Source organism: Sphingosinicella sp. CPCC 101087 (assembly GCF_004151485.1).
Taxonomy (GTDB): Bacteria; Pseudomonadota; Alphaproteobacteria; order Sphingomonadales; family Sphingomonadaceae; genus Allosphingosinicella.
Genome location: NZ_SBFF01000006.1, coordinates 148989 through 171996, shown reverse-complemented (window position 1 = coordinate 171996; position 23008 = coordinate 148989). Strand labels below are relative to the sequence as shown.

Sequence of the window (23008 nt, the reverse complement as noted above, 5' to 3'; positions counted from 1 at the left end):
TCAAGCGGGGGCTGTTGTAACCGCCGCCGCTACAACAGCAGGCGAGCGCCGCGCCGGCGCCGGCAGGGTTAGCGTCCCGGGCGATGCTCCTCGCCCCGATCGACAGACCCGACATGGCCGACGTGCGCCGCGAGGCGCGCAGCCTGTTCTGGCGCGGATGGGGCGTCACCCAGATCGTCGAGGAGCTGAACCGGATCGGAGAGGGCCTGCCGGGCTGGCGGCAGCTCAAGCGGCCGACGGTCGAATCGTGGAAGCAGAGGGAGAAGTGGGACGAGGCGCCGTCGATCCGGCGGGCCGAGGAATGCGTGATCGCGCGCTGGACCATGCTCGTCGCCAAGGAAAACAAGACCGGGCACGACTTCAAAGAGATCGACCTGCTCGGCCGTCAGATTGAGCGGCTCGAGCGCTGCCGGCGGTACCGGGATTCCGGCAACGAGGCAGATCTCAATCCCAACGTCGCGAACCGCAACGCCGGACCGAAGAAGAAGCCGCGCGCCAACCAGCTCCTCCCCGAGCAGGTCGAGCAGCTGCGCGAGGCCTTCCTGGACGAATGCTTCGCCTATCAGCTGACCTGGTGGCGCAACCGCAACCAGCGGACGCGATTCATCCTGAAGAGCCGCCAGATCGGCGCGACCTGGTATTTCGCGCGCGAGGCGCTGATCGACGCGCTCGAGACGGGCCGAAACCAGATCTTCCTGTCGGCGTCCCGGCGCCAGGCCGACATTTTCCGCCGCTACATCATCGAATTCGTCTTCCGCGTGACCGGCGTGCAGCTGAAGGGCGAGCACCTGACGATCGACCGCGGCGACGACGAGAACGGGCAGCCGCTCGAGCGACCGACGATCTTCTTCCTGGGCGCGAACTACAAGACGGCGCAGGGCGAGCACGGCAATTTCTATTATGACGAATGCTTCTGGGCCCAGGACTTCGACACGACGGACGACGTCGCGTCGGGCATGGCGTCGCAGAAGCAATATCGCGAGACCTATTTCTCGACGCCGTCGACCAAGGCGCACCAGGCCTTCAAGAAATGGTCGGGCGAGAAGTTCAACGAGGGCCGGCCCAAGAAGGACTGGACCAAGGTCGAAACCTATGCCGAGGCGCTGAAGGACGGCGCCGTCGGCGCCGACGGAATCTGGCGGCACCTGGTGACGATCGAGGACGCGGCCGCCGGCGGCTGCGACCTGTTCGACATCGACGAGCTGCGCCGGCGCAAGCCGGCCGACGTCTTCGCGAACCTTTACCTCTGTGAGTTTGCCGACGACGAGCTCTCGGCCTTCCCGCTCGAGTTCATGAGGCGCTGCCGGGTCGACAGCTATGAGAAATGGCGCGACTTCGACGGCTACGCGCTGCGTCCGTTCGGCGACGGCGCCGTGGCGATCGGCTACGATCCCCAAGAGAGCGCGGACGGCGACGATGCGGCGCTGGTCGTCATCGCGCTGCCGGCGAAGAAATCCGGAAAATTCCGCGTCCTTGAGAAGCTGCGGCTCAAGGGCGGATTCGACGTCCAGGCGGCCGAGATCTTCCGCCAGATGCGGCGCTACAACGTGGTCGATATCGGCATCGACAAGACCGGCGTCGGCGCGGCCGTCTACCAGCTCGTGAGGACGCGCTTCCCCACGGCGCGCGGGATCGACTATCGGCCCGAGATCAAGGCGATGATGGTCTATAAGGCCAAGCACGTCATAGGCGCCGGCCGCCTCGAGTATGACGCCGGCGACAAGGACATCACCGCGAGCTTCATGTCGATCCGACCGCAGGCGACAGCGAGCGGCCGCACCGTCACCTACGTCGCCAGCCGCTCCGGCGACACCGGCCATGCCGACGTCGCCTGGGCGATCATGCACGTCCTCATCAACGAGCCGCTCGACGGCGAGCTGAGCTCCAAGACCGCAACCATGGAGATGTTCTAATGAAGCAGCTGCCCATGATGTCCGGTGTCGCCGGCGAGCTCGCCAGCGACAATGCGGCGTCGATCGACGGCCAGGTGGTCGCCCGATCGGTCGGCGAGTCCGACGGCAGGGCGCCGCGCGGATCCGTGCAGGCCTTCTCGTTCGGCGATGCCGAGCCCGTGCTCGATCGGCGCGAGATCCTCGGCTATGTCGAGACCTGGATCAACGGCCGTTGGTATGAGCCGCCGGTGTCGATGCACGGCCTGGTCCGCGCTTTCGACCTGCCCGGGCCGCACTCGAGCTGCATTCACCTCAAGGTGAACATCCTCGCGTCCCACCTGCAGCCCTCGCGCTGGCTGAGCCGGTCGAGCTTCCGGCGCTGGGCGCAGGACTTCCTGGCGACGGGCAACGGCTATCTCGAGCGGCGGGACAACCTGGCGAACCGGCCGCTGCAGCTGGTGCCGAGCCTGGCGCGTTTCACGCGTCGCGGCACCAAGGAGGGGACCTACTTCTTCGTGCCCGGATGGAAGCAGGAGCACGAATATCCGAAAGACCGGATCTTCCACCTGCTCGAGGAACATCCGAGCCAGGAGATCTACGGCATCCCGCAGTTTCTTTGCGCCCTGCAGGCGGGCCTTCTCGGCGAGGCTGCGACGCTGTTCCGCCGGCGCTACTACCTGAACGGAAGCCATGCCGGATTCGTGTTCTACCTGTCGGAGCCGAGCATGAACGACGATGACGCCCAGGCGATCCGCAAGGCGCTGAAGGAATCGAAGGGGGTCGGCAACTTCCGCAACCTGTTCCTGCACGCGCCGAACGGGAAGAAGGACGGCGTGCAGATCATCCCGATCAGCGAGGTGGCGGCCAAGGACGAGTTCCTGAACATCAAGCTGGTGAGCCGCGACGAGATGCTCGCAGCGCACCGGACGCCGCCCCAGGTGGTCGGCGTGGTGCCCGTCAACAACGGCGGGTTTGGTGACGTCAGCAAGGCAGTGCTGGAATTCGTCAGGCTCGAGATCGTGCCACTGGCGATGCGATTCTTGGAGGTCAACGACTGGATGGGCGTCGAGGCGCTGCGCTTCCCGGTGCTCGAGGAGCTCGCGAAGCAGCCGATCGGGATCGCGTCGCCGGCGGCGCCCGTGAACTAGGTCGTAAACTCCAAGCAAGCGAACGACCGCTTACGACCCATTGCGGACATACGAAGCTGCACCATTCTAGCCCTTGGTGGACATGTTCGGGCTGGCGGCCGCGCACCAGATCGCCTCGCTCTCCAGTTTAGCGAGGTTGGAGAAGTCTGTCCGTCTCTGAGCGGCCTCCGCCTGCGCTTCCTCGGTGATCCGCTTTGCATAGCTCTCGCATGCCATGCCAATCAGAGGGCTGCCTCCGATGCACGCGTCCAATGCTCCAAGTGCAGGCGGCGGTAGGGACAGGAGAGCTTCATATGCAGGCTCAAACTTCAGCAAATTGTGCAGCCTTTTATTTGAGTGTCGCCGGATTGCTTCCCAAAGGAGGTTCGTTCCTTCATCACCTGCCCTGATCCCGTTCAAGTAGCGCTCGTGGCAGGAGACACCGAGCGACACATCGGGTAGACGTTCCTTGTCACTGATGAAGCTCAATCCGACTGGGAGCGAATACACCCGATCATATATACGCACGGCGACGCTAGAGGCCGTGTTCCCATCGGCGGCGGTGGTCCAGAACAGGGTGGAAGCAGCGCCCGCCAGCGGTGGTCCAAACAGCGCGCCAAGCAGCAACAAGCCCAAGATGCCGAGTAGTCTTCGTCTCCGCATCAATACTACCCTCAATCTTTGTCGGTCAGCAGTTTAGCGTCGGCCGGAATGTCTGCAATCCACCCATCTCGGACGTTCCGAGGTTTACAAGGCTACGGCCTAAGTCGCGTCCGTCGCCACCAGATAGATCGCGCCGTGTCGGACAGTCTTCTCGATAGCGCGGCGCGAAACCAGATCGTACATGGCTCGGTCGAGCTCACCGCCGCCGTGGGCGGGCAGCTCCTGCGCAAGGCGGCTTAGCGGCAAGCCCTCGGGGCCGAACCGGCGGACCAGCGACAGTACAGACTGGGCCAGATGGCTCGGATCGCGGCTGATCATCCTGCCCGTGTCGCTGAGCCCACGCTCCATGTTCAGCCCCTTCGCGAGTGCAGGACGCCCCTCCGGAATGTAATCGCGGCCGCCATGGTCGGCTATCCCCCTCTTGTTGTACCCGAGGGCGCTCCGTCGCCGCGTGGCACCGGCCCAGCGCTGGCGATCGCCGCGCGCACGGCTCTGGCCAGCATTGCCAGGTCGAAGCTGCCGTCGACCTGGGCCCAGCGGCCATCCTCGCTGCTCTCGACCGGATTGCCGCCGTCGAGCTCCTGCCGGCGCAGCTCCTCGAGCATGACAGCCGCGATCGCGTCCTCGTCCATGGCCGGACTCTCTTCCGCGGGCGGCCGACGGTCAAGGCGCCGCAGCCGAGGCCGCCGCTCGGCCGAGGTCGAAAATCCATGGCCCGGACCCGGGCGCCGCGCTTGCCCCCGCGCCTCGCCCGCTCGCTTTTGGTGTCGGTTTTGATGCAAACGGCCCGCGTCGCAGCCGGTGCGGGGCCAGCCAGCGGCGAAACGCGATGCCTCCTTGCCGGCGGGCCTGCCTTGCGGATCGACGCTCTACGCGGCTCGTAGGCGCCTGATTCCGGCTGATGCGGAATGATGCACCTAGACCGGGTTAGCGCGGTCCGCCGGCGCGGCGCCGATCGGAGGCTCCGGCGGCTCGAGGTCGAGCGGCCGAAGGCCTCGTTTGTTGACGGAGAGCGGATCGACGTCGGCGTCGATCAAAGTGATGAGGCGGGCATCGCGGGATTCTGCCGCAACGAAATAGCTGGGCCCGCGGCAGCGGCTAACCTTGCACTTGATTTCCTGGTCGACGAGGTTGAAATTCGGCCCGCGTTTCGCGGCGATCGCTGCGAGGTCGACGTCGAAGAACGTATCGCATCGCGCGCAGCCGACGCGCACAATGACGCCGCGCTCGAGCATCGTTCCGACTGTTCGGAACGAAATCGGCCAAATCCGCCGTTGGCGCGCCATAGATCCCTCCCGCCACAAGGAACGTAATCAGAACGGGCCGCTTCGGAAAGTGCTCTTGTCGGGCCAGGGGTCGCTAACTTCTGCCGCAGTGGCTGAAATCGAAATTCAGTCAGCTGCGATAGAGAACGGGCCGGCCCGTCAAGCTGGGCACCTTGGCGTGGTGCTGTTCGATTTGGACAAGGAGATGTACGGGCACGTGCTACACCGGCATGGTCGAAGGGCTCCAGGAGAAGATCGGCCGGTTTTCCTCCACCTCTCTCCCGATTCGCCCACGACATGTGCACCGGTAGGTAGCGACTCTCTTTCTGAGGACCGCGAGTCAGCCTATGGTCGAGGAATAGCGCAACCATTATCGTTCATCGAGAGCGGCTAAGGACGGGTAGCTTAACGGATAGAGCCTCCGAGGACATTGTAGGGGAAGGCGTCGCACCCTTTTCCTACCCTTGGAGTGGTGTCGGTTCAACTCCGGCCCCGTCCCCCATCTGCCGCCTAAGATGGTGCTTTCGTCGCCTTAGTTTCCGCCGATCGCGATCGCCGTCGCTGAATGCGAATATTTTGCACCGCGACCGGCCGCCGCTCCCCGCTGGGGAGCCTCCGCCGGCGCAGCCGGCGGTGCGGCGGTCGCGTTCGCGCCGTCGTTCGGTGGCTATTGCTGGGGGAGGGGAGGGTCACGAACCGATAAATGGCGCCGCGCGAAGCGCGTCCGCTTATCCTTTATCCCTTGGAACCCGGATTCATCGGCTTCAAGGCGTTCGCGCTCCGCATCTCCTTTAACCGCCTGAGCGAGGCCTTCGCCTCGTCGGTCAGGACGTCGGCCGCCGAGACGCGCGCCGGGCCGCGCATGGCCTTCAGACGGGCCGCGCGCTCCGCTGAGGCCTCGGCCTGGACTTCCTCGCGGCTCTTCGACTCCGGCGGCGCCTTGCCCAGAATCAGCCTCACCAGGCCAGCGGCGCGGCCCCTGAGCCTGAACCAATATGCGTTGCTGGTTTGATGGACCTGCGGTCCGGCGCCGTCATTATCGAGAGGTTCGGTGCGCCTGAGCCAGTCAAGGAAGCCGGCATCTCGGAGCCGTGCCAGGGCGCGGCCGACGGTGCTGACGCCCAGGTTCGCCTTCGCCGCGATAGTCGCGATCGCAGGTTCGAGGCGGCCCGTCATATTGTCGACGATCTCGATGAGAGCCTTGAGGACCTTGACCCCAGTCCAGCCGAGCTCGCCCATCCGTCGGCCCGCGGGCTTAGTCAGATCTTCGAATCGCTCGGCCGCTTTGAGCAGCGCCCTCTTGAACTTCCAGGCCTCCTCCCTCGTCTTGCCGAGCGGGCGCCAAATTCGGTGCTCCCGTTCGCCGCGGTGATAGCTGTTCCGCCAGACGCGCTGACCTGTGCGCTTCTTCGGCGCGCAGCCGGCGATTGTTCCGAATGGCGCGCTCATGACCGCGCCTCCCGGCCGGCGGCGCACATAAATCGATGTGCTAGTGCCGCGGCCCCTCGAGCAGCTGCTCCGCCGGGGGAAAGCCCTTCAGCAGCATGTCCGCCCATTCCTGCGCGATCTCGCGCCGGCGCGGCATGTAGGCGGCGCGGTTGTAGATTCCGCGAATCCCTTTCGGCTGGTGGGCCAGCATCCGTTCGATGACGTCGGCGTCGGCCGCACGATCGAGCTGGGCGGCGAGATCGTTCATCACCGAGCTGAAGGACGACCGCCAGCCGTGCGGGACGTGCTTCCCCTCCCAGCCCTTGATTCGCTTGTAAGCGTAGCTCAGCGCGTTCTCGCTGATCGGCTTGTGGGCTTGCCGGATGCTCGGGAAAAGCCAAGGCGCCCGGCCGGCGAGGCGCTGCGCCACCTGGATCACGTCGACCGCCTGCCGTGCCAGCGGCGCCAGGTGATCGAAGGCCTCCTGCTCGCTCTCGTCCAGCTCGAGCTTCATCCTCTCGGCGGGGATATGCCAGAGCGGAGCCTCGCCCTCGAGATCCTGGAACTCGCCGGTCCTGGGCGTGAACCGAATCACGCCCGGTCGTAGCGCGGTGAGCGCCACCAAACGGGAAGCGAGCTTTGTGACGGGATGCGACGGCGCCGCCTCGACCGCGCGAAGGAAGGCGCGCGCCTGATCGAGCTTCACCAGCGCCGGCATCCGCCGCGACTTCACCGGCTGCAGCACCGCCGCGACCGCGGCGGCCGGGTCCATCTCCACCAGCTCGTCGGCGATCGCCCGGGCGAATACCGACGAGAGGCGCCCGCGCACGCGGTGCGCAATATCGACCGAGCCTCGATCCTGAATCGCGAGCAGCAGCTTGCGCACATCTCCCGGCCGGACGTCGCCGATCGGCTTGCTGCCGATCGCCGGAAAAACATTCTTCTCGAGGCTGGTCAGGACCTGATCCGCATGCACCGGCTTCCAGAGCGCCGCCTGATCCGCATGCCACCTTCGGGCATAGGAATCGAAAGTCGGACCCGCCGCGCCTCCCGGGGCTGACTCGAGGCGCTTCTTCTCGCCCGGGTCGATCCCGTCCCGCAGCAGCGCACGGGCCTGGTCGCGCTTCTCCCGTGCCTTCTTGAGGCTCAGCTCTGGATAAGGGCCGAAGGTCAGTGTCTTTTCTCGCCGCGCCTCGCCGCCGCCGAATCGGTACTTCATCCGCCAAGATCTGTGGCCGGATGGCGCCACGTAGAGGTATAGCCCCTTTTCGTCGTGGAGCTTGTACGGCTTGGCCTGCTTGCTGGCCGACCGGCACCGGAGCTCGGTCAGCATCCGATGCCCCCAAGCGCCAGATCAAGTCCCCCCAAAATACCCCCTTCGATATCCGGCTTTCCTTGGAAAGCGTCGGAACACTCCGGACCCAGATAGCGCGGTTTTTCGAGCCAAAACAAGGTGGATACGGAACGTTGTGGAATGTGGCGGAACATAGAGTGGAGGCCCGAGCCGGAATCGAACCGGCGTGCAAGGATTTGCAGTCCTCTGCGTAACCACTCCGCCATCGGGCCGAGGCGGCCGAAATGGGCGGCTTCGGCTGGCGTGTCAATGCCGGTCGGCGGCGCGACGCCGGTTCCGGGCTGGCCGGATCGCTGTCGGCGCGCTCACCCTCCTACGCGGTCGCCGGGGGAGGGGTTCTGCCGCTTGCGGCGCACGTTGCCGGTCATGTCATAGTCGTCGCGGTCGCCGCGCTCCGCCGCCTTGTCTAGCCTGTCCTTCCTGCTCATCCCGGCTTCCATTCCTCTCCTGTCCAACCAAAAGGCCGCAAAATCGTTCGGCTTTTGCAGAAGGCGTGGCGCCCGGAACGATCTCGTCTAAAGGAGAAAAGATGAGCGACGCCTTTCTCAGCTCGGCGATCATGCTGCTCGCGCTCGCTTTGTTCCTCAGCGATCGCATCCGCCCCGACGCCGTCGCGCTCATCGTCCTGATGCTGGCCTGGGTTACCGGGCTGGTCTCGCTCGAGGAGGCGCTGGCCGGCTTCGGCTCCCCGGCGGTGATCATCGTCGCGGCCGTGCTTGTCGTCGGACGGGCCGTGGAGTTCACCGGCGCCGCCCAGGCGATGACCGGTCTGTTCGTGCCGAAGGTGCCGTTCGCCACTGTCCGCATCGGCGGCGTGCTGCTGATGGGCGCCGTGCTGTCGGCCTTCATGAACAATATCGCGGCCTTGGCTATCACCATGCCGATCGCGCTCAACGTGGCGCGCGAGCATAATCTTCCGAACGGCGCCGTGCTGATGCCGCTCTCCTTCGCGACCATCCTGGGCGGGATGACGACGCTGATCGGCACGCCCGCCAACCTCATCATCTCCTCGATCCGCGAAGATACGGTCGGCGAACCGTTCGGGATGTTCGACATGACGCCGGTCGGCGGCGCGCTCGCCGTGGCCGGCCTCCTCTATCTGATGGTGGTCGGCTGGCGCCTCGCCCCGCGCCGCGAAGGCGGAGATGAGGAGGATGACAGCAAGAGAGTGCTGGTCTTCGAGCTTGGCCTGCCGATCGCCGCGAGCCAGGGGCAGATGCGTATGGATGCGATGCGGCGGAAGCTGCGGGAATCCGGCGCCGTCCTGCTTGCGGTCCTGCGCAACGGCCATCGCACCCGGCTCGAATCCGACGCGATGCTGTTCCATGACGACCGCCTGCTCGTGATGAGCCGCGACTATCCGTGGGAGGTCGCCGAACGATCCGGACTCTTTTCCGACGCTCCGCCCGAGCGCCCCGACGCGGTCACCGCCCATGTCTCGGTCATCCACGGTTCGTCGCTGATCGGCCAGGATTATGGCGCGGTCGGCGCGCATAGCGGGGGCGCGATCGAGTTCATCGCGGCCGGGCCCCGCGCGGCGCGAATGAAGCGCCCCTTGCAGGCGAATCAGATCGAGCCCGGCGAGCAGCTCTTCCTGCGCGGCGAGCCGGACGCGATGGGCCGTCTCATCCGTCATGCCCGCTTACTCGAGGTCGACCGTGACGCGGCCCCGATCAAGCCCGGTCGTTCCGCTGCCTTGGTGGTTGCCATCTATGCGTTGGCCGTGCTGGTGGCCACGTTCTTCGGCATCGAAACCACCGCGGCCTTCATCGCCGCGGCCTTGGCCATCTGCCTGCTGCGGCTGATTCCGGCGGACGAGGCGTATCGCGCGATCGACATTCCGGTCCTGATCCTGCTCGCCGGGATGATCCCGGTGGGGCGCGCCTTCGACGAGGCCGGCGGTAGCTCAGCCATCGCCGGCGTGCTCGGCTGGATGCTGTCGGGTGCGCCCCTGTTCGTGACGCTGGCGGTGATCGTCGGGGTCACGATGCTGCTCACCATCTTCCTCAACAACATCGCCACCGCGCTGGTGATGGCGCAGGTCGGAGTCGGGGCAGCGGCGGCGCTCGGCATCAGTCCCGATGCCGCCTTGCTCGCCGTTTTGATCGGCTCGTCGTGCGACTTCCTGACGCCGATCGGTCACCAGAACAATCTCATCGTCATGCGCCCCGGCAATTACCGCTTCCGCGACTATCCGAAGGTCGGACTGCCTTTATCCATCCTGGCCATTCTCGTCTCCGCTTATGTGCTGAGCCGCCTCTATGGCTGAGCGTTCGGCACGGGCGTTGGTGCTGGCGCGCGCGGCGCTTCGGCCGGTGGTGGATTTCGCGCTGCCCCCGCGCTGCCCGGGCTGCGGCGCGATCACCTCGGAGCCGCACCGCTTCTGCCTCGACTGCTGGTCCCGGCTCGATTTTCTCGGCGATCCGTGCTGCGCCTGCTGCGGGATGCCGTTCGGCTTCGGCCCGGGCGGGGAGGAGTTTTGCGGCGCCTGCCTGGTCGACCGGCCTGCCTTCGACAGGATGCGCGCGGCGGTCGCTTATGGCGATATTCCGCGCAAGGTCGCGCTCAAGCTCAAATATGGCGGCCGGCCGGGCGTGGCGGAGACCATCGCCCGCTACGTCGAGCGTCACGTTCCACCCGGAGCGGACGCCTGGCTCGCGCCGGTTCCATTGCACCGGTGGCGGATATGGAAGCGCGGCTACAATCAGGCGGCGCTGATCGCTTCGGCGCTGGCGCGCCGGTCGGGCATGCTCGCCAGGCTCGACCTGCTCGAGCGGGTGAAGGCGACACCGGCCTTAAGGGCGATGAGTCCGAAGCAGCGACGCGACGCTGTGCGAGGCGCGTTCCGCGTCGCTGCCGCCCATCGGGACTGGGTGCGTGGGCGGTCGGTCATGCTCGTGGACGACGTCTATACCAGCGGCGCCACCGTCGACGCCTGCGCGCGTGCGCTCAAGCGTGCAGGCGCAGCGCGGGTGGAAGTCCTTTGCTGGGCGCGGGTGGTGAAGGACGACCCCTCCGGGTCGGCGGAGGAACGTCTGGGGGCTCTCCCTTCCGCCCGTTCGCCGTAGAGTGACGCAGGCGGCGCTGACTGGATGATCTCCGTCCTGGCCCCGGCGCGCAACCGGGAACACCGGGTACAACGCATCGCGCCGGCTGCCGTTGACAAGGGCGCCATCGATCCCCACTCGAAAGGTCATGGCGAAGGTCGAGATCTACACCAAGTTTTTTTGCGGCTATTGCGTCACCGCGAAGCGGCTTCTCGCGGCGAAGGGCGTTGCTTTCGAGGAATATGACATCACGCTCGGCGGGCCGAAGCGTGAAGAGATGCTGCAGCGCGCCAATGGCCGCTCGACCGTGCCGCAAATCTTCATCGATGGTCGGCATGTCGGCGGCAGTGACGACCTGCACGAACTCGATCGTGCAGGTCGGCTCGATCCGCTGCTGAACGGCGAATGAGAATCGCCCTCTTCCAGGCGCAGACCGGGATCGACCCTCGGGCCAATGCCGACGCGCTGGTCCGGCGTGTCGAGGAAGCGGCGCGACGTGGGGCAGCGATGCTGTTCACTCCCGAGATGAGCGGCCTCCTCGACCGCGATCGGGCGCGTGCCGCACCGCACTTGTACGTCGAGGCGGAGGACCCGGTCCTGGCCGCCGTCCGCGATGCCGCCAAGAAGGCCGGCATCTGGGTTCATCTCGGCTCGCTGGCGCTACGCGGAGGGGAAGACGACAAGCTGGTCAATCGCGGCTTCGTCATCGACGATTCGGGAAGGGTGCGCGCCCGCTACGACAAGATGCATCTGTTCGACGTCGATCTCCCGACGGGAGAGAGCTGGCGGGAATCGGCCTCATACCGTGGCGGCGAGCGGCCGGTGCTGGTCGACACGCCGGTAGGATCGATCGGCCTGTCCATCTGCTACGACCTGCGCTTCGCCGGCCTCTACACCGCCTTGAGCGATGCTGGCGCTGTCCTGCTCAGCGTCCCGGCCGCCTTCACCGTGCCGACCGGCGAGGCGCATTGGCATGTGCTGCTCCGGGCGCGGGCGATCGAGGCAGGTGCCTTCGTCGTCGCGGCCGCCCAGGTCGGCCTGCACCAGGACGGCCGCGCCACCTACGGCCATTCGCTGGTGGTCGATCCGTGGGGGCGGGTGCTGCTCGATATGGGCGGCGATGCTCTCGGGCTCGGCATTGCCGATCTCGACCTGGCGTCCGTCGACGACGTGCGCAACCGACTTCCCGCGATCCGCCACCGCCGCCCGATCCCCGGCCCGGAGCATGTCCGATGATCGTCTTCGATCTGAGATGCGCATCCCAAGGCCATGTCTTCGAGGGGTGGTTCGGATCGAGCGAAGACTATGCCTCCCAGGCCGAGCGGGGCCTCGTCTCCTGCCCGATCTGTGGCGCTCCGGAGGTGGAGAAGGCGCCCATGGCGCCCCGGGTCGGGAAAAAGGGAAACCAGCAATCGTCTCCCGACGAGCGCGCTGCGGCGAAGGCGATGCTGGCCCAACTGGCCAAGGCGCAACGCAAACTGCTCGAAAAGAGCGACTTCGTCGGCGATCGCTTTCCCGACGAGGCGCGTGCCATCCATCTCGGCGAGTCCGAAGCGCGTGCGATTCACGGCCGTGCCACGCGCGCGGACGCCGAAAGCCTCATCGAGGACGGGATTCCAGTCTCGCCGCTTCTCTTTCCGGTGCCGGAGCCAGGCGAGGAGAATTGACCCTTCGCGCCGCTTGCGGCAAACCCGGCTTCGCCGAGGCACGGCCCCGTAGCTCAGCAGGATAGAGCAACTGATTCCTAATCAGTAGGCCACAGGTTCGAATCCTGTCGGGGTCACCATCAACTTGAACGCGGGGGCCGGCATCTGGCGGTGCGGTCCCGGAGATGGTGCAGCTATTCGGCCCGCCGGATGTGCAGGCGCCGGACAGGCTCGGCAGGAATCGTTCGTAACGGTTCCGTTCGCCCGCCGACCTGTGTATCCGCCGCCGCAACGGAGGCGAAGCATGGATCCACTCGAGCCCGATCCCGAAGATGGCGACCTCGTCGCCGATCCGCCCTCGGCGGGCATTCCCGAGGCAGTGCAGGAGGCCGTGCGCACCCTGATCCGCTGGGCCGGTGACGATCCCGATCGGGAAGGGCTGCGCGATACCCCGCGGAGGGTGGCGCGGGCGTGGCGGGAATATGCCCGCGGCTATTCAGAGGATCCCGCCCAGCACCTCAGCCGCACCTTCGAAGAGGTGGGCGGATATGACGAGATCGTCCTTCTGAAGGATATCCCGTTCCAATCGCATTGCGAGCATCATCTCGCCCCGATCATCGGCAAGGCCGCGATCGCTTATCTGCCCGGCGACCGGGTCGTCGGAATCTCCAAGCTCGCCCGCGTGCTGCACGGCTTCGCCCGGCGCCTGCAGGTCCAGGAGCGGCTGACTGCGCAGGTGGCCGACACGATCTGGGAGCATCTCCAGCCGAAGGGCGTCGCCGTGGTGATCGAGGCGACCCATGCCTGCATGACCGCCCGCGGAGTCCAGACACCAGGCGTGATGATGACGACCAGCCGGATGATGGGCACTTTCCGCAAGGACGAGCGAAGCCGGCGCGAGGTGCTGGCGTTGATGGGATATTAGGATGAGCTTCCGCTTCGCGATGACTCTCGTCCTGCTCGCGGGCTGCGGTCGCGAAGACGGTGCGCTCGAAGGCAATGCCAGCGCCAACCAGATCGAGCGTTTGTCCACGCCGTCCGAGGAAGAAGGCGACCCGCTCACGGCGGTGCGGCTGCAGCCGCTCGAGCCCTCCGATGTCGAGCGCGAAGGTCTGCTCGGCGCAGGCTGCGCCTTCAGCGTCGGCGGCCAGCTGCTGCTCGCGGCGACGGGAGGCGACGCCATCGTCAGGATGCAGGACGGGATCCGCCATCTCGTCCCTTCCGGGCCGATCGGGCCGACCGGCGGATTCTTCGAGGACCGGCAGCTCAGCATCAGCGTCGGGCGTAGCGGCCCTGCCGGACGTGCGGTCGCTGAAGGGAGCAGCCGGCCCGCCCGGATCACGGTCACGCATCGACGCGCCGAGCTGGAGCAGGCCCATGCAGGGGCCTGGACCTGCGGCGCCTGACCACACGCGGCGAGGGAGAGCGAATGGCTTCCGAAGCCTTGTCTGGGGGACAAAGAACGCCGCTCCGACGGGTCGTGATGGCGAGCCTCGTCGGCACGACGATCGAATGGTACGACTTCTTCCTTTACGGGTCGGCCGCCGCCCTGGTGTTCAACCGGCTGTTCTTCCCCGAATATGATCCCCTGACCGGGACGCTTCTCGCCTTCGCGACCTATGCGCTGGGCTTCGTCGCTCGCCCGGTGGGCGGAATCGTCTTCGGCCATTTCGGCGACCGGATCGGGCGAAAGCGGCTGCTGATGCTGAGCCTGGTCATGATGGGCGTGGCGACCGTGCTGATCGGCCTCATGCCGACCTACGCGCAGATCGGGATCTGGGCGCCGATCCTCCTTATCCTGCTGCGCCTCGTCCAGGGCTTTGCGGTCGGCGGCGAGTGGGGCGGCGCGGTGCTGATGGCGGCCGAGCATGGCGATGCGGCGCGCCGAGGCTTCTGGGCCAGCTGGCCGCAGGCCGGCGTTCCCGCCGGCAACCTGCTCGCGGCGGGCGTGCTGGCGCTGATGGCCGGGCTCCAGTCGGAGGCCGATTTTCTCGAATGGGGCTGGCGGGTTCCGTTTCTGCTCTCTGCGGTCCTGGTGGTGGTCGGCTGGTACATACGCAACCGCGTCACCGAAAGCCGGCTGTTCGAGGAGGCGCTGATCGAAGCCGAAGTGCCGCCGAAGCTGCCGGCGATGGACGTGCTGCGCGAGCGGCCAAAGGCGATCCTGCTCGGCGCCGGGCTGCGCTGGGGCGAAAATATCTCATATTATATTCTCACCGTCTTCTCACTCACCTATCTGGTCGACGTGGCGGCTGAGACCCGCAGCCTGGCGCTCAACGCGCTACTGATCGGCGCCGCGGTCCAGTTCTTCGCCATCCCCGCTTTCGCCCGCCTTTCGGACCGGATCGGCCGGCGTCCGGTCTACGCCTTCGGCGGCCTGGGGCTCGCCGCCTGGAGCTTCGCCTTGTTCCCCTTGCTCGGGAGCGGGGAGCCGCTCGCCATTTCGGCCGCCCTGGTCGTGGGCCTGGTGCTGCACGGCGCCATGTACGGCCCCCAGGCCGCGTTCATTACCGAGCTGTTCCCGACCCGGATCCGCTATTCCGGGGTCTCGATCGCCTACCAACTCACCGCCATCGTCGCCGGCTCGCTCGCTCCGATCATTGCCCTGTGGCTCTACCAGCGCGACGATTCGGCGCTGCCGGTTGCCCTCTATCTGGGCGTCAGCTGCGCCGTCAGCGGAGTCGCTGCCCTGCTCGCGCGCGAGACCAAGGGCATCGAGCTCGAGTCGATCAGGTAGGTCGAGTTCGGCCAGCCGGGGCGCCGCTGCGACGGGCACTCCGAAGGCGGTTGCGACTGTCCCAGGGCGTTTTGGATTTTGACCGCGGTCATCATTCTCCGAGGATTTTCCTTTCTCCCACGTTCCGATTAGGACGCGGAGGCCGGATGGCGGGAGTGACGATAGTGGCGCGATGGACTCGCTGATCACGGCCGCGGCACGGGCGCTCGCCGCCGGGGACCTCCTCGGCGCGTTGAGGCGAGTGGCCCTGCGCGACGACGCCCCCGCGCTCGCGCTTCGCGGAATCACCATGGCCCGGCTTGGCGACCTCGATCGCGCCAAGGTGCTGCTGCGAAAAGCGGCGCGGGCCTTCGGACCGAAGGAAAGGGTGGCCCGTGCGCGTTGCGTCGTCGCCGAGGCCGAGATTGCGCTCGTCTCGCGTAACCTCGGCTGGGCTCCCAAGGCGTTGGGAGCTGCCCGTGAGACGCTCGAAAGGCATGGCGATTGGGTGAATGCCGCGCATGCGCGGCATCTCCAGGTCCGCCGCCTGGTTCTGGTCGGACGACTGTACGAGGCGGAGCGGCTGCTCGGCCAGCTGGATCCGGAGCCTTTGCCGCCCGCGTGGAAGGCGGCCCACGAGCTGGTCGTTGCCGGCATCGCGATGAGGCGACTTCGGACGAAGGCGGCTCGGGCCGCGCTCTCGAGGGCCGAGCATGCCGCACGAATTGCGGATGTTGCCGCGCTGACTGCGGAGGTCGAAAGCCTCTCGCTCGCGCTCGACGCACCCGCCGCACGCCTAGTCGCGGACGGCGAGGAGCGGATTCTCCAGCTCGACGAGGTCGAAGCGTTGCTTGCGTCGGAAGCTCTCGTCGTCGACGCTTGTCGCCACGTGGTCCGGGAAGGCGGCATGGTGATCCCGCTCGCCAGGCGCCCGGTGCTGTTCGCGCTCGTCCGTGCGCTCGGCGAAGCCTGGCCGGCGGACGTACCGAGGACGACGCTTCTTTCGCGGGCCTTTCGCGCGAGGCATGCCGACGAATCCCACCGCGCGCGGTTGCGGGTCGAGATCGGGCGCCTCCGAGCGGAGCTTCGAACACTGGCCGAGTTGAAAGCGACAGAGGGAGGTTTTGCGCTTGCTCCGCGTCGCGCTCGAAAGGTGATCGTCCTGGCACCACCGGTCGAGGAGGCGCATGCGGACGTGCTAGCTCTGCTCGCCGATGGGGAATCCTGGTCGAGCTCGGCCCTCGCGCTGGCGCTCGGGGCCAGCCAGCGCACGGTACAGCGCGCCCTGGATGCCCTTTCGGAGGCGGACCGGGTGCAATCGTTCGGCCGTGGCCGCGCGCGTCGCTGGATGACTCCGCTTGGGCCGGGATTCCCGACACTCTTGTTACTCACTGCTCCCTTGCCGACGGGCTAAGTCGTACAGGAACAAGCAGGAAGGATGGACCAATGAAACGATCAGCGGCCGAAATCACACGCGAGTACGGACCTTTTCCGGACGTGGAGAACGTGCACGGAGTGACCTATGACGGTCGGCAGGTCTGGATGGCGACGGGCGACAGGTTGAGCGCGTTCGATCCCAGGAGTGGCGAGGTCCTGCGCTCGATCCCGGTCGACGCCGATGCGGGAACGGCCTTCGACGGCCGGCATCTGTTCCAGATAGCCGAGGAGCGGATCCAGAAGATCGATCCGGCCACGGGCCGCGTCCTTGCGACGATTCCGGCACCGGGCGGCGGCGGAGATTCGGGACTGGCCTGGGCGGAGGGCACGCTCTGGGTCGGAGAGTATCGCGGCAAGAAGATCCACCAGGTGGACCCGGAGACGGGGGCGATCCTTCGCACGATCGTTTCCAACCGGGTCGTCACGGGCGTGACCTGGGTCGACGGCGACCTCTGGCACGGCACCTGGGAGGGGGAGGAGAGCGACCTCAGGCGGATCGATCCTCGAACCGGCGAGGTCCTGGAGCGGCTCGACATGCCTCCAGGGGCGGGCGTGTCGGGGCTCGAGTCCGATGGCGGCGATCAGTTCTTCTGCGGTGGCGGAGGCAGCGGGAAGGTGAGGGTCGTCCGCCGGCCGCACTGATCGCGGCTGGCGCGGTCAGTGCGTGACCGCCATCAGCACCAGCAGCATGGCCGGAATGGCGAGTGCGATCAGAACCAGGATCGTCAGCACAAGGAAGGTTCCGGACTGATTGTCGAACCGCCAGGCGAGCCAGACGAGCGACGCGAGAAGTGCGGCGACGATGCCTGGCCGCCCGGCGGACAGGCCCAAGATCAGGGCGAGCAGGGCGGGCACGCCCCAAGCCACGAGATGCTTGAGCCCATTCTTCAGCGATCCACCCTCCATGATGCAGGGAAACCTGTCCTCAGTTCGGGCATCGGGCAAACGAAAAGGGCCGCCGGCTCGTGGGGAGCGGGCGGCCCTCGTCGTCGGCTTGAAGGATCAGGCTTGCTCGGCCGAGTCTTCCCCGGTGGGCCCTTCAGTCGATTCTCCGGCCCCGGTTTCCTCCGGGGGTATCTCGCCAGGCTCCAGGCCTGCGATCCGCTCCTCGGTGAAACCGGCGACGTCCTTCTCGAACATCTGCGCCATCACGTCGACGCCCTGCTCCTGCAGCTCGGCTTCTTCGGGCGACCGGGCGACGTTGACGTGGATGGTGACCGCCACCTCGGGATGAAGGGCGATGCGCACGTCGTGCACGCCGATCCCCTTGATCGGACGGTCGAGCATGATCTGGTTCTTCGCGACCTTGTGCCCTTCCGTTTCCAGCGCCTCGGCGAGGTCGCGGGCGGAGACGGAGCCGTAGAGCTGACCCGTGTTGGACGCCTGGCGGATGAGCTGCATCTTCAGCCCGTCCACCTTCTGCGCGTCCTTCTCGGCGGCTGCACGGCGCTCGGCATTCTGCGCCTCGATATTCTCGCGATTGGCCTCGAACACCTTGCGATTGGCGTCGTTGGCGCGAAGCGCCTTGCCTCGCGGCAGCAGGAAGTTCCGGGCGTAGCCGTTCTTGACCTTCACCACGTCGCCGATGGTGCCGAGCTTCTCGATCCTCTCGAGCAGGATGACTTCCATGTCCCTGGCTCCTTATTTCACGACGTAGGGAAGCAGGCCGATATGACGGGCGCGCTTGATCGCGCGCGCCAGCTCGCGCTGCTTCTTGGTGCTGACCGCAGTGATGCGGCTCGGGACGATCTTGCCCCTCTCGGAGACGAAGCCCTGAAGGAGGCGGACGTCCTTATAGTCGATATTCGGCGCATCCTTGCCCGAGAAGGGGCAGCTCTTGCGGCGGCGGAAAAATGGGCGTGCCATGTCGCTCTATCCCTCTCTTAACCTTCGAACTCGTCACGGCCGCGGCCGGGACGATCGCCACGGTCCCCACGGTCGCCGCGCGGGCCACGGTCACCGCGGTCGTCGTCGCGATCGCCGCGACGCTTGTCGCGCTCGCCGCGGCGCATCATTACCGACGGGCCCTGCTCGTGCTCGTCGACCTTGATGGTCATGTAGCGGATGACGTCTTCGTTGATCTGCGTCTGGCGCTCCAGCTCGGCGACGACCGGTGCCGGCGCCTCGAAATCGAGGGCGACATAATGCGCCTTGCGGTTCTTCTGGATGCGGTAAGCGAGGTTGCGAAGGCCCCAGGTCTCGGTCCTGACGACCTTGCCGCCATTGTCCTCGACGATCTTGGTGGCGGTCTCCGCCAGCGCGTCGACCTGGGCTTGGGCCAGGTCCTGACGCGCGAGAAACACATGCTCGTAGAGCGGCATGTTCATGCGTCCTTATGTTGGCCGATCGCTGACGCCGCCCGATGCGGACGCCCCTCCGGCTGTCGTCTCTTATTCGCCCGATGCAATTTCCGAGCCGGCCCATGGCCGTCGTGCAAGCGCATCAAAGCAAAACCGGGGCTTGGAAGCATCGCCTCCGCCCCGGGAACCGGCCACATGGCGGAGAAGGAAGGAAAAATCAAGTGCGCCTTGCGCTTCGCCGCAGCGCTGGCCTACCAGCCCGCGCGACAGGAGGACCAGCAATGCGCGCTTTCATCTTCCCGGGACAGGGAAGCCAGTCCGTCGGAATGGGCAGGACGCTGGCCGAGGCGAGCTCGGCCGCCCGCGACGTGTTCGGCGAGGTCGACGAGGCGCTGAAGCAGAAGCTTTCGGTGCTCATGGCCGAAGGGCCGCCGGACGACCTGACCCTCACAGAGAATGCCCAGCCGGCGATCATGGCCAATGCGATCGCCACCCTGCGCGCGTCCGGCATCGATCTTGCCGCGAAGGCGGACTTCGTCGCCGGGCATAGCCTGGGCGAATATAGCGCCTTGTGCGCCGCCGGAGCCTTCGATCTCGCAACGACGGCACGGCTGCTCAAGCGCCGCGGCCACGCCATGCAGGCGGCGGTGCCGGTCGGGGAGGGGGCGATGGCGGCCCTGCTCGGCGCCGGCCTAGGCCTCGCCCGGGAGGTGGCCGAGGCGGCGGCTCAGGGGCAGGTCTGCACCGTCGCCAATGATAATGATCCGGGCCAGGTCGTGATATCGGGTGACCGTGCCGCGGTCGAACGGGCGCTCGACATCGCCAAGGAGAAGGGGGCCCGGCGTGCCATCCTCCTGCCGGTGTCGGCGCCGTTCCATTGCCCGCTGATGCAGCCTGCGGCCGAAGCCATGGCGGAGGCGCTGGCCGAGGCGTCGGTCTCGTCGCCGATCGTGCCGGTCTACGCCAACGTGACCGCGGCGCCAGCGAGCGACCCCGACGAGATACGCCGCCTGCTGGTGGAGCAGGTCACGGAAATGGTCCGCTGGCGCGAGAGCGTCGCCGCGATGTTCGAAGCCGGCGTCACGCAATATGTCGAGCTCGGCGCGAAGGTGCTCGGCCCGATGGTGAAGCGCATCGCCCCGGACGCGACGGTCATCAGCGTCGTGACTCCGGACGACATCGACGCGCTGGTGAAGGCAATATAGTTCACGCGGGGCCGGGCGTTGCCGCGGCCAACACAGGGTGCCCCTACGAAAGCCTTGGGTCGCGGCTCGAGCGACGGACAGGGGCGACGGGCGAGCTCGGGCCTATCCGCACCGCCTAGTTGGGAGACATATATGTTCGATCTTTCGGGAATGACCGCTCTCGTGACTGGGGCCTCTGGCGGAATCGGGTCGGCCATCGCCAGGACGCTGGCGGGGCAGGGGGCGCGGCTGGCGGTTTCGGGATCCAATGCGGACAAGCTCGAGGCCTTCCGGGCCGATCTCGGCGGCGATCATGTCGCGTTGCCGTGCAACCTTGCCGACGCAGCAGCCGTCGATGCGCTGGTGCCGCAGGCGGTGGAAGGGCTCGGCCGGCTCGACATCCTGGTCAACAATGCGGGCGTCACGCGCGACAATCTCGCGATGCGGATGAAGGACGAGGAATGGTCCGACGTTATTCGGATCAATCTCGAGGCCGCCTTCCGTCTCGCCCGATCGGCGCTTAAGCCGATGATGCGCGCCCGCTTCGGCCGGATCGTCTCGATCACCTCCGTTGTCGGCGCCACCGGCAATCCGGGCCAAGCCAATTACGCGGCTTCCAAGGCCGGGTTGGTCGGCATGTCCAAGGCGCTCGCCCAGGAAGTGGCGAGCCGGGGGATTACGGTGAACTGCGTCGCCCCCGGCTTCATCCGCTCGGCCATGACGGACGTGCTGCCGGACACGCAGAAGGATGCCTTGCTCGGTCGAATACCTGCCGGCAAGCTCGGCGAAGGTGACGATGTCGCTGCCGCCTGCGTTTACCTCGCCAGCCGCGAAGCCGGCTACGTGACCGGGCAGACCTTGCACATCAATGGCGGCATGGCGATGATCTGAGCGCGATGCGTGGAGGGAAGACACACGGAGCATCCGACCAAGGTCTACCATGTTCCGGAGCAGCGACGGTCCGCCGGAGGGCATGACATTCGTCGGTGGGTGCCCTTGCAGCGGCTCCAGGTTTCCGGACGTCGTTTTGCCGACCGCGAGAAGCTGATGAGTATCGGCCGGATCGGCGTGCGTGGAGTGCCGGCGGCCTCCGTGCAAGACGACGGCGCCGCGGAGTTGGGGAGGTAGTTCGGGGGCCGGTGATGCGAGGCCCCGGGCCCTTGCCAGCGCCGGGTGGGAGCGGCTAGGGCGAACGACAACAAGACAAAGCCTCTAGGGAAAGGTAGACTATGAGCGAGACCGCCGAACGCGTGAAGAAGATCGTCGTCGAGCACCTTGGTGTCGAAGGCGACAAGGTCACCGAGGAAGCGAGCTTCATCGACGATCTCGGCGCCGACAGCCTCGACATCGTCGAACTGGTGATGGCTTTCGAGGAAGAATTCGGGGTCGAGATCCCGGACGATGCCGCCGAGAAGATCACGACCGTCAAGGACGCAATCGACTATATCGAGCAGAACAAGGCCTGAGGCAGGAGGACCGCCCGAACGCCTGGCGGCGCGGGAGCCGACTGGAGCGCTCCACGCAAAAGTGGGAACCGGTTTTGCGTCAGGGAGCGCGACAAACATCGAATCCGCGCCGTTCGCCGAACTGTGCTGGATTCTGTCCGCCGGGAATTGGCCTAAGTTGAAAAAACGGCCCTCCGCCCTAGGTGGGGGGCCGTTCGCCGTTGAGGAGAAGCACGCATGCGCCGTGTCGTGGTGACTGGTCTGGGCCTGGTGACGCCCGTCGGCGGAGACGTCGAAACCAGCTGGAAGAACATTCTCGCCTCCAAGAGCGGAGCGGGCCGCATTACCAAGTTCGACCCCGCAGATTATGCCTGCAAGATTGCGTGCGAGCTGAAGCCGCCCGGTCACGAAATGGGGTTCGATCCGAACAAAAGGGTCGACCACAAGGTCCAGCGCCAGGTCGATCCGTTCATCGTTTACGGCATTGATGCGGCCGGACAGGCCCTCGAGGATTCAGGCCTCGTCGACATGATCGAGGCCGAGCGCTATCGGGCCGGCGTCTCGATCGGGTCGGGCATTGGCGGCCTGCCCGGAATCGAATCGGAGTCCCTGGTCCTGCACGAGAAGGGGCCGCGCCGGGTCAGCCCGCATTTCGTCCATGGGCGCCTGATCAATCTCATCTCAGGTCAGGTCTCGATCAAATATGGTCTGATGGGGCCGAATCACGCGGTCGTCACCGCCTGCTCGACCGGCGCCCATTCGATCGGTGATGCGGCGCGGATGATCGCGATGGACGATGCCGACGTCATGCTCGCTGGCGGCTCGGAGGCTGCCATCTGCCCGATCGGAATCGCCGGCTTCGCCCAGGCTCGGGCGCTTTCGACCGCCTTTAACGACGAGCCGGAGCGGGCGAGCCGTCCCTATGACGCCGATCGCGACGGCTTCGTGATGGGCGAAGGCTCGGGCGTGGTCGTGCTCGAGGAATATGAGCGCGCAAAGGCGCGCGGGGCGAAGATCTATGCCGAGGTCGTCGGCTATGGCCTTTCCGGCGATGCCTATCACGTCACGGCGCCCCACCCCGAAGGTTCGGGCGGCTATCGGGCGATGGAGATGGCCCTGAAGCGTGCCGGCATGGATCCGGTCGACATCGACTATATCAACGCGCACGGCACTTCGACTCCGCTCGGAGACGAGCTCGAACTCGGGGCCGTACGGCGACTGTTCGGCCAAGCCATCAGTCAGGTCTCGATGAGCTCGACCAAGTCGGCGATCGGTCACTTGCTTGGCGGCGCGGGAGCCGTCGAAGCAATTTTCTGCATTCTCGCCCTGCGTGACCAGGTCGTTCCGCCCACCCTCAACCTCGACAATCCGAGCGAGGGCACGGCGGGCGTCGATCTGGTCCCCCATCATGCCAAGGAGCGCAAGGTTCGCGCCGTCATCAACAACAGCTTCGGCTTCGGCGGCACCAATGCCAGCTTGGTGATGAAGGCAGTCTGAGACATTT

The 23008-nt window shown here is 66.4% G+C and carries 27 protein-coding genes and 3 tRNA genes; 18 read left to right on the top strand and 12 right to left on the bottom strand.

What is annotated here, in order from left to right:
• Positions 1 to 113: 113 nt before the first annotated feature.
• Both EKM57_RS11015 and EKM57_RS11010 read left to right on the top strand, forming a co-directional pair.
• Positions 114 to 1913 carry a terminase large subunit domain-containing protein gene (locus EKM57_RS11015; RefSeq protein WP_129792550.1) on the top strand — a complete coding sequence of 600 codons (1800 nt, stop codon included), beginning with the start codon at positions 114 to 116 and terminating at the stop codon, positions 1911 to 1913.
• Entirely contained in the window at positions 1913 to 3040 is a 1128-nt protein-coding gene (locus EKM57_RS11010) for a phage portal protein (protein WP_129792549.1), read from the top strand. The genes EKM57_RS11015 and EKM57_RS11010 overlap by 1 nt, the downstream gene beginning before the upstream one ends.
• Before the next feature lie 66 nt (positions 3041 to 3106).
• On the opposite strand, the gene EKM57_RS11005 is transcribed toward EKM57_RS11010, so the two are convergent.
• The 4 genes from EKM57_RS11005 to EKM57_RS10990 all read right to left on the bottom strand — a co-directional run bounded on the left by EKM57_RS11005 (position 3107) and on the right by EKM57_RS10990 (position 4917).
• Positions 3107 to 3649 carry a hypothetical protein gene (locus EKM57_RS11005; RefSeq protein WP_206185394.1) on the bottom strand — a complete coding sequence of 181 codons (543 nt, stop codon included), beginning with the start codon at positions 3647 to 3649 and terminating at the stop codon, positions 3107 to 3109.
• 132 nt (positions 3650 to 3781) lie between these two features.
• Positions 3782 to 4030 carry a hypothetical protein gene (locus EKM57_RS11000; protein ID WP_129792547.1) on the bottom strand — a complete coding sequence of 83 codons (249 nt, stop codon included), beginning with the start codon at positions 4028 to 4030 and terminating at the stop codon, positions 3782 to 3784.
• A gap of 62 nt (positions 4031 to 4092) precedes the next feature.
• Entirely contained in the window at positions 4093 to 4314 is a 222-nt protein-coding gene (locus EKM57_RS10995; protein ID WP_129792546.1) for a hypothetical protein, read from the bottom strand.
• Between the two features lie 285 nt (positions 4315 to 4599).
• On the bottom strand, positions 4600 to 4917 hold the full coding sequence (locus EKM57_RS10990; protein WP_129792545.1) for a hypothetical protein: 318 nt from the start codon (positions 4915 to 4917) through the stop codon (positions 4600 to 4602).
• A gap of 424 nt (positions 4918 to 5341) precedes the next feature.
• Between EKM57_RS10990 and EKM57_RS21860 the strand changes: the two genes are divergently transcribed.
• A tRNA-OTHER gene (locus EKM57_RS21860) sits at positions 5342 to 5449 on the top strand.
• A gap of 233 nt (positions 5450 to 5682) precedes the next feature.
• Here EKM57_RS21860 and EKM57_RS10985 read toward each other — a convergent pair.
• The 4 genes from EKM57_RS10985 to EKM57_RS22675 form a co-directional block, all read right to left on the bottom strand.
• On the bottom strand, positions 5683 to 6396 hold the full coding sequence (locus tag EKM57_RS10985; RefSeq protein WP_129792544.1) for an RNA replicase: 714 nt from the start codon (positions 6394 to 6396) through the stop codon (positions 5683 to 5685).
• 40 nt (positions 6397 to 6436) lie between these two features.
• Positions 6437 to 7708, bottom strand: a complete 1272-nt coding sequence (locus EKM57_RS10980; protein ID WP_129792543.1) for an integrase arm-type DNA-binding domain-containing protein — start codon at positions 7706 to 7708, stop codon at positions 6437 to 6439.
• A 159-nt stretch (positions 7709 to 7867) separates the two neighbouring features.
• Positions 7868 to 7941, bottom strand: a tRNA-Cys gene (locus EKM57_RS10975).
• A gap of 93 nt (positions 7942 to 8034) precedes the next feature.
• The gene (locus EKM57_RS22675; protein ID WP_256386884.1) at positions 8035 to 8157 is read right to left on the bottom strand and encodes a hypothetical protein; all 123 of its coding nucleotides are present in this window, start codon (positions 8155 to 8157) and stop codon (positions 8035 to 8037) included.
• Positions 8158 to 8258: 101 nt separating this feature from the next.
• On the opposite strand from EKM57_RS22675, the gene EKM57_RS10970 reads away from it, so the two are divergent.
• From EKM57_RS10970 to EKM57_RS10920, 11 genes are all read left to right on the top strand, one after another.
• Positions 8259 to 9998 (top strand): SLC13 family permease, encoded by a 1740-nt coding sequence (locus EKM57_RS10970; RefSeq protein ID WP_129792542.1) that lies wholly within the window; start codon positions 8259 to 8261, stop codon positions 9996 to 9998.
• Complete coding sequence (locus tag EKM57_RS10965; protein ID WP_129792541.1) at positions 9991 to 10797, top strand: ComF family protein; 807 nt, start codon at positions 9991 to 9993, stop codon at positions 10795 to 10797. Before EKM57_RS10970 ends, EKM57_RS10965 begins: the two co-directional genes overlap by 8 nt.
• Positions 10798 to 10924: 127 nt before the next feature.
• On the top strand, positions 10925 to 11185 hold the full coding sequence (grxC, locus tag EKM57_RS10960; RefSeq protein WP_129792540.1) for a glutaredoxin 3: 261 nt from the start codon (positions 10925 to 10927) through the stop codon (positions 11183 to 11185).
• Positions 11182 to 12012, top strand: a complete 831-nt coding sequence (locus EKM57_RS10955; RefSeq protein ID WP_129792539.1) for a carbon-nitrogen hydrolase family protein — start codon at positions 11182 to 11184, stop codon at positions 12010 to 12012. The genes grxC and EKM57_RS10955 overlap by 4 nt, the downstream gene beginning before the upstream one ends.
• The gene (locus EKM57_RS10950) at positions 12009 to 12443 is read left to right on the top strand and encodes a DUF1178 family protein (protein ID WP_129792538.1); all 435 of its coding nucleotides are present in this window, start codon (positions 12009 to 12011) and stop codon (positions 12441 to 12443) included. The genes EKM57_RS10955 and EKM57_RS10950 overlap by 4 nt, the downstream gene beginning before the upstream one ends.
• A 42-nt stretch (positions 12444 to 12485) precedes the next feature.
• A tRNA-Arg gene (locus EKM57_RS10945) sits at positions 12486 to 12562 on the top strand.
• A 164-nt stretch (positions 12563 to 12726) separates the two neighbouring features.
• The gene (gene folE, locus EKM57_RS10940) at positions 12727 to 13347 is read left to right on the top strand and encodes a GTP cyclohydrolase I FolE (RefSeq protein WP_129792537.1); all 621 of its coding nucleotides are present in this window, start codon (positions 12727 to 12729) and stop codon (positions 13345 to 13347) included.
• Position 13348: 1 nt separating this feature from the next.
• Entirely contained in the window at positions 13349 to 13828 is a 480-nt protein-coding gene (locus EKM57_RS10935; RefSeq protein ID WP_129792536.1) for a hypothetical protein, read from the top strand.
• A 23-nt stretch (positions 13829 to 13851) separates the two neighbouring features.
• Entirely contained in the window at positions 13852 to 15159 is a 1308-nt protein-coding gene (locus EKM57_RS10930; protein ID WP_129792535.1) for an MFS transporter, read from the top strand.
• Positions 15160 to 15331: 172 nt separating this feature from the next.
• On the top strand, positions 15332 to 16552 hold the full coding sequence (locus EKM57_RS10925) for a helix-turn-helix domain-containing protein (RefSeq protein WP_129792534.1): 1221 nt from the start codon (positions 15332 to 15334) through the stop codon (positions 16550 to 16552).
• Between the two features lie 32 nt (positions 16553 to 16584).
• A complete protein-coding gene (locus EKM57_RS10920; RefSeq protein WP_129792533.1) occupies positions 16585 to 17217 on the top strand; it encodes a PQQ-binding-like beta-propeller repeat protein in 633 nt (210 codons plus the stop codon).
• 15 nt (positions 17218 to 17232) lie between these two features.
• On the opposite strand, the gene EKM57_RS10915 is transcribed toward EKM57_RS10920, so the two are convergent.
• The 4 genes from EKM57_RS10915 to rpsF all read right to left on the bottom strand — a co-directional run bounded on the left by EKM57_RS10915 (position 17233) and on the right by rpsF (position 18896).
• Positions 17233 to 17481, bottom strand: a complete 249-nt coding sequence (locus tag EKM57_RS10915; protein ID WP_129792532.1) for a hypothetical protein — start codon at positions 17479 to 17481, stop codon at positions 17233 to 17235.
• Positions 17482 to 17577: 96 nt separating this feature from the next.
• Positions 17578 to 18204, bottom strand: coding sequence for a 50S ribosomal protein L9 (gene rplI / locus EKM57_RS10910; protein ID WP_129792531.1), 627 nt, complete (start codon positions 18202 to 18204; stop codon positions 17578 to 17580).
• Positions 18205 to 18216: 12 nt separating this feature from the next.
• Entirely contained in the window at positions 18217 to 18441 is a 225-nt protein-coding gene (rpsR, locus tag EKM57_RS10905) for a 30S ribosomal protein S18 (protein WP_129792530.1), read from the bottom strand.
• A 17-nt stretch (positions 18442 to 18458) separates the two neighbouring features.
• Positions 18459 to 18896 (bottom strand): 30S ribosomal protein S6, encoded by a 438-nt coding sequence (gene rpsF, locus EKM57_RS10900; protein ID WP_129792695.1) that lies wholly within the window; start codon positions 18894 to 18896, stop codon positions 18459 to 18461.
• Positions 18897 to 19156: 260 nt separating this feature from the next.
• Here rpsF and fabD point away from each other — a divergent pair, with 260 nt between their 5' ends.
• From fabD to fabF, 4 genes are all read left to right on the top strand, one after another.
• Entirely contained in the window at positions 19157 to 20080 is a 924-nt protein-coding gene (gene fabD / locus EKM57_RS10895) for an ACP S-malonyltransferase (protein ID WP_129792529.1), read from the top strand.
• Between the two features lie 132 nt (positions 20081 to 20212).
• Positions 20213 to 20950, top strand: coding sequence for a 3-oxoacyl-[acyl-carrier-protein] reductase (gene fabG, locus EKM57_RS10890; RefSeq protein WP_129792528.1), 738 nt, complete (start codon positions 20213 to 20215; stop codon positions 20948 to 20950).
• Positions 20951 to 21288: 338 nt separating this feature from the next.
• Positions 21289 to 21525: an acyl carrier protein gene (locus EKM57_RS10885; RefSeq protein WP_114951356.1), complete on the top strand. Its 237-nt coding sequence runs from the start codon at positions 21289 to 21291 to the stop codon at positions 21523 to 21525.
• A 216-nt stretch (positions 21526 to 21741) separates the two neighbouring features.
• Positions 21742 to 23001, top strand: coding sequence for a beta-ketoacyl-ACP synthase II (fabF, locus tag EKM57_RS10880; protein WP_129792527.1), 1260 nt, complete (start codon positions 21742 to 21744; stop codon positions 22999 to 23001).
• The last annotated feature ends 7 nt before the right edge of the window (positions 23002 to 23008 follow it).

Coding starts and splice junctions, on each gene's coding strand:
- EKM57_RS11010 (WP_129792549.1), top strand. CDS start 1,913: ATGAAGCAGCTGCCCATGATGTCCGGTGTCGCCGGCGAGCTCGCCAGC.
- rpsF (WP_129792695.1), bottom strand. CDS start 18,896: ATGCCGCTCTACGAGCATGTGTTTCTCGCGCGTCAGGACCTGGCCCAA.
- EKM57_RS11000 (WP_129792547.1), bottom strand. CDS start 4,030: ATGGAGCGTGGGCTCAGCGACACGGGCAGGATGATCAGCCGCGATCCG.
- EKM57_RS22675 (WP_256386884.1), bottom strand. CDS start 8,157: ATGAGCAGGAAGGACAGGCTAGACAAGGCGGCGGAGCGCGGCGACCGC.
- folE (WP_129792537.1), top strand. CDS start 12,727: ATGGATCCACTCGAGCCCGATCCCGAAGATGGCGACCTCGTCGCCGAT.
- EKM57_RS10955 (WP_129792539.1), top strand. CDS start 11,182: ATGAGAATCGCCCTCTTCCAGGCGCAGACCGGGATCGACCCTCGGGCC.
- EKM57_RS10980 (WP_129792543.1), bottom strand. CDS start 7,708: ATGCTGACCGAGCTCCGGTGCCGGTCGGCCAGCAAGCAGGCCAAGCCG.
- EKM57_RS10995 (WP_129792546.1), bottom strand. CDS start 4,314: ATGGACGAGGACGCGATCGCGGCTGTCATGCTCGAGGAGCTGCGCCGG.
- rpsR (WP_129792530.1), bottom strand. CDS start 18,441: ATGGCACGCCCATTTTTCCGCCGCCGCAAGAGCTGCCCCTTCTCGGGC.
- rplI (WP_129792531.1), bottom strand. CDS start 18,204: ATGGAAGTCATCCTGCTCGAGAGGATCGAGAAGCTCGGCACCATCGGC.
- EKM57_RS10885 (WP_114951356.1), top strand. CDS start 21,289: ATGAGCGAGACCGCCGAACGCGTGAAGAAGATCGTCGTCGAGCACCTT.
- fabD (WP_129792529.1), top strand. CDS start 19,157: ATGCGCGCTTTCATCTTCCCGGGACAGGGAAGCCAGTCCGTCGGAATG.
- EKM57_RS10950 (WP_129792538.1), top strand. CDS start 12,009: ATGATCGTCTTCGATCTGAGATGCGCATCCCAAGGCCATGTCTTCGAG.
- grxC (WP_129792540.1), top strand. CDS start 10,925: ATGGCGAAGGTCGAGATCTACACCAAGTTTTTTTGCGGCTATTGCGTC.
- EKM57_RS10985 (WP_129792544.1), bottom strand. CDS start 6,396: ATGAGCGCGCCATTCGGAACAATCGCCGGCTGCGCGCCGAAGAAGCGC.
- EKM57_RS10935 (WP_129792536.1), top strand. CDS start 13,349: ATGAGCTTCCGCTTCGCGATGACTCTCGTCCTGCTCGCGGGCTGCGGT.
- fabG (WP_129792528.1), top strand. CDS start 20,213: ATGTTCGATCTTTCGGGAATGACCGCTCTCGTGACTGGGGCCTCTGGC.
- EKM57_RS10920 (WP_129792533.1), top strand. CDS start 16,585: ATGAAACGATCAGCGGCCGAAATCACACGCGAGTACGGACCTTTTCCG.
- EKM57_RS10990 (WP_129792545.1), bottom strand. CDS start 4,917: ATGCTCGAGCGCGGCGTCATTGTGCGCGTCGGCTGCGCGCGATGCGAT.
- EKM57_RS11015 (WP_129792550.1), top strand. CDS start 114: ATGGCCGACGTGCGCCGCGAGGCGCGCAGCCTGTTCTGGCGCGGATGG.
- EKM57_RS10970 (WP_129792542.1), top strand. CDS start 8,259: ATGAGCGACGCCTTTCTCAGCTCGGCGATCATGCTGCTCGCGCTCGCT.
- EKM57_RS10930 (WP_129792535.1), top strand. CDS start 13,852: ATGGCTTCCGAAGCCTTGTCTGGGGGACAAAGAACGCCGCTCCGACGG.
- EKM57_RS10925 (WP_129792534.1), top strand. CDS start 15,332: ATGGACTCGCTGATCACGGCCGCGGCACGGGCGCTCGCCGCCGGGGAC.
- fabF (WP_129792527.1), top strand. CDS start 21,742: ATGCGCCGTGTCGTGGTGACTGGTCTGGGCCTGGTGACGCCCGTCGGC.
- EKM57_RS10915 (WP_129792532.1), bottom strand. CDS start 17,481: ATGGAGGGTGGATCGCTGAAGAATGGGCTCAAGCATCTCGTGGCTTGG.
- EKM57_RS10965 (WP_129792541.1), top strand. CDS start 9,991: ATGGCTGAGCGTTCGGCACGGGCGTTGGTGCTGGCGCGCGCGGCGCTT.